We start from the raw sequence: 3,054 nt of genomic DNA, 5'->3' as shown, positions 1-3,054 counted from the left end.
GTAAAGGAATAATCTACTCAAAAAATGGACCACGGTTGGTTCTACCGGCTTGGCATGGCGAGGCTATTGAGTTCAGATTTCATACGAAACAAGAAGTTAGAACGCACTTCTGTACCTTCAGTGGGTATAAATGTTGCGTTCAAAGAGCACCAGACTGCACACGTCAGTAAAGGCCATGTGAGGTTTGTGGGTATTGGAAAGTGTAACAGCTGTCTTACAGGGTGGGACACATACGCAATTTCAATGTTACACATTCAGTTAGAGTTCAGGATGAGTAAGCTGGGAACCAATGGATGAGCAGTGGTTGTTGATTCTTATTCGGATAAAGCAACACCAACCTTTCCGAAGGTGGTGCTGCTTTAGGCGCTGGAGCGTTCGTTATCAGGAGCCTTCTGGAAAGCTAACCCCTTGAAGCTTTTCACGGTATTCGCGGGTTACATCGCGGGCTTCTTCACGGTCCGTGACAGCGGTAGGTGTGATCATGACCACCAGCTCAGTCCGGCTGACCTTCTTACCTTCGCTGCCGAAAAACCAGCCAACAACCGGTATATGCCTTATACCCGGCACACCGCCACTGCTCTGATTCTTGTTCTCCTTGATCAGGCCACCAAGAACAAGGGTTTCACCACTCTGCACGGCAACACTGGTATTGATCTGACGTTGGATGATGGTCGGGGAGTCGATACCGGAGCTCGTGGTTTCATCGACGTCGTTCACTTCCTGTTTGATATCAAGCACCACCATGCCACCGGCATTTACGCGGGGTGTAACCTCTAGGAGTACACCCGTATCCTTAAACTGGATCGTGCTGGTGGTGTTGAGGTTATCGCTTTGGTTGTTGCTGGTCTCTGATGTTCTCACCGGTACCTGATCACCCACACGGATGGTGGCTGTGTGGTTATCAAGAACCATCAGTGAAGGAGAGGAGATAACGTTCAGACGGGAATCTTCCGCCAATGCGTTGAGCAATAAACGTGTACCCACCGCATCAAATACTTCAAAGCTTGCTGTTGGAAAGAGGTCACTTGGTGTTGTAACCGGGAGATTACCAACAGATCCGCGGCTGGATTTATTGTCCATAGACGATTTGAAAAACCACTGCAAGCCATAACGAAGTTCGTCGTCCAACGTAACCTCTACAATGGTTGCTTCGACCAGAACCTGAAGCGGTAAAATGTCCAGCTTAAGTATCGCCTGCAATACTTTTTCATAGTCGGTTGGCGATGCGAGAATCAACAGTGCGTTATTTTCCGGATCTGAGATGATGCTGACATCCCCTACGTCCAGACTGGATCCTTCACCACCGTCACGCGAAGATACTTTGGTGGCAGGTGCAGGTTCGCTATCAGTTTCGGTCTTAGTGTCTTCCGATTGAGTTCTGCCGGTAGCGGCTTCCAGTTGTTTGTTGTCTTCATTTCGCCTTTGGCTGCGGCGCTGGCCTTCAAAAAGTTCGCTGAGCATATCCGCCAGATTATCCGCTTTGCCGTTCTGTACATAATAGACATACATGTTCATGCCACGCGGATCTTCAGCGCGGTCAAGCCGGGTGATCCAGATTTTAACATCCGTGAGGTATTTGCGTTGTGGTGTGATTACCAACAGTGCGTTTAGCCGCTCGATGGCCATAAAACGAACCAAGCCTGCCAACGGTCCTTCGGCGGAGTCACCAAAAATAGCTTCCAGCTCACCAATGATAACTTCCGCCTCTACCGACTGTAAGCGGAATAACCCAACGCTCATCCCCTTAAGCTGATCGACATCGAAGATAGCAACCGTCTCCCGGATGTTATTCAGTTCTTCTTGGGTACCGGCAACGGTCAGAAGATTACGCCGTGCATCGGCTTCCAGTTTTCCCTGTTTGGGTTTGATCGGTTCGAGAATTTTCATCATCTCGGATGCGGCGATGTAGCGCAGGGGCAGTATCAACATCTGATAGCCGTCGGTCGCGCTGAGTTTCGCACGGGGTAAAAAGGTACCCGCCGGTGCATCCGTTGCAGGCACCACCTCATAAAAATTGCGGGTTTTTACCAGAACAGCACCGTTATATTGAAGTAACTTTTCCAGCGTAGGAATCAACTCCTCTCGACGTAAGGGGCGTGTAGTTTCAAGGTGCACCGCCCCCCTAACCCCTTCATCCAGTACATAATTTGTCTCCAGAATATCACCGAGTATAGTTTTAACCACCTCGCCAATTTCGGCATCCTGGAAATTAAGGGTGATATCACCATCCTCGAAGGTACTGGCAGTGCCCGGTTTCAGGTTCACCATGCGGCCGGTCCCTTGGTAGATCTCTTCAGAGGGCCTCTCATTATTCGTGGTTATAAGCGGTTGGGCTGCCTGCCCCGTTGCCGCCACTGAATCCCCTACTTTCTCGGTGATTTGTTCTGTGTTTTCAGTTTGAATAGATGGCTTGTCGCCAGTTTGGTACCAAGGATTATCCAACGTATCGCGATTTCCACCAGGTGGCAGACTGCAGGCACCGACGAAAAAACAGGCGGAGATAAGGATCATCCATCGCGAAGCTCGTATTGCGTTCATCACCACTCTCCTCACTTAGTACGCACAGGGTCAGAACGTGTTTCACGTCCCTGTCGTGTCTTCTCTGACGGTTTGTTCGGAACAGGCTGTGTTGGTGTGCTTTGGGTATTTTGTTGCTGAACTGCACGGCCCTTCGGCGGAGCTGCTACTTTACGCGCTCTGGGTTTCCAGAGTTCAAAGCGTGCTTCTTCGTCTTCATCCCCCACCAGCACCGCGTAGTCGCCCCCCACTTCATGCAATACCCATTTCTTATCCAACGACATACCCACAGCCAGATTCATCCGCTTTGCCCCGGTTATTTCGGCAAACAGCGCTATAGGTTCCTGTGCCTGAAGAATAACGCCAACCAGATGCCACGTTTCCTGCAGTTCTGCTGCGCTGCTGGTGTCCACCACCTCTTCCTTCGCTCTAGGGCGACGAATCTGACTAAACAGCGGCCTTTCGCTGATCGCACTGAAGGTTTCCAAAGGCGGATATTCGGGTAGCTGAGGTAGAGCTTCCGTCGCATCTTCCTGG

At 50.6% G+C, this 3,054-nt stretch carries 2 protein-coding genes; both read right to left on the bottom strand.

Annotated features, from left to right (window positions below; translation table 11 throughout):
* Positions 1–381: 381 nt before the first annotated feature.
* Entirely contained in the window at positions 382–2,538 is a 2,157-nt protein-coding gene (gspD, locus tag ABYW01_RS17900) for a type II secretion system secretin GspD (RefSeq protein ID WP_372835429.1), read from the bottom strand.
* Between the two features lie 11 nt (positions 2,539–2,549).
* On the bottom strand, positions 2,550–3,054 hold a 505-nt coding region (locus ABYW01_RS17895), incomplete at its 5' end, for a hypothetical protein (RefSeq protein ID WP_372835426.1).

This window comes from Pontibacterium sp. (genome assembly GCF_041587635.1).
In the GTDB taxonomy this organism is placed as follows: domain Bacteria; phylum Pseudomonadota; class Gammaproteobacteria; order Pseudomonadales; family Balneatricaceae; genus Pontibacterium.
The sequence above is the reverse complement of the archived record's forward strand: the minus strand, read 5'-3'. Positions and strand labels throughout refer to the sequence as shown.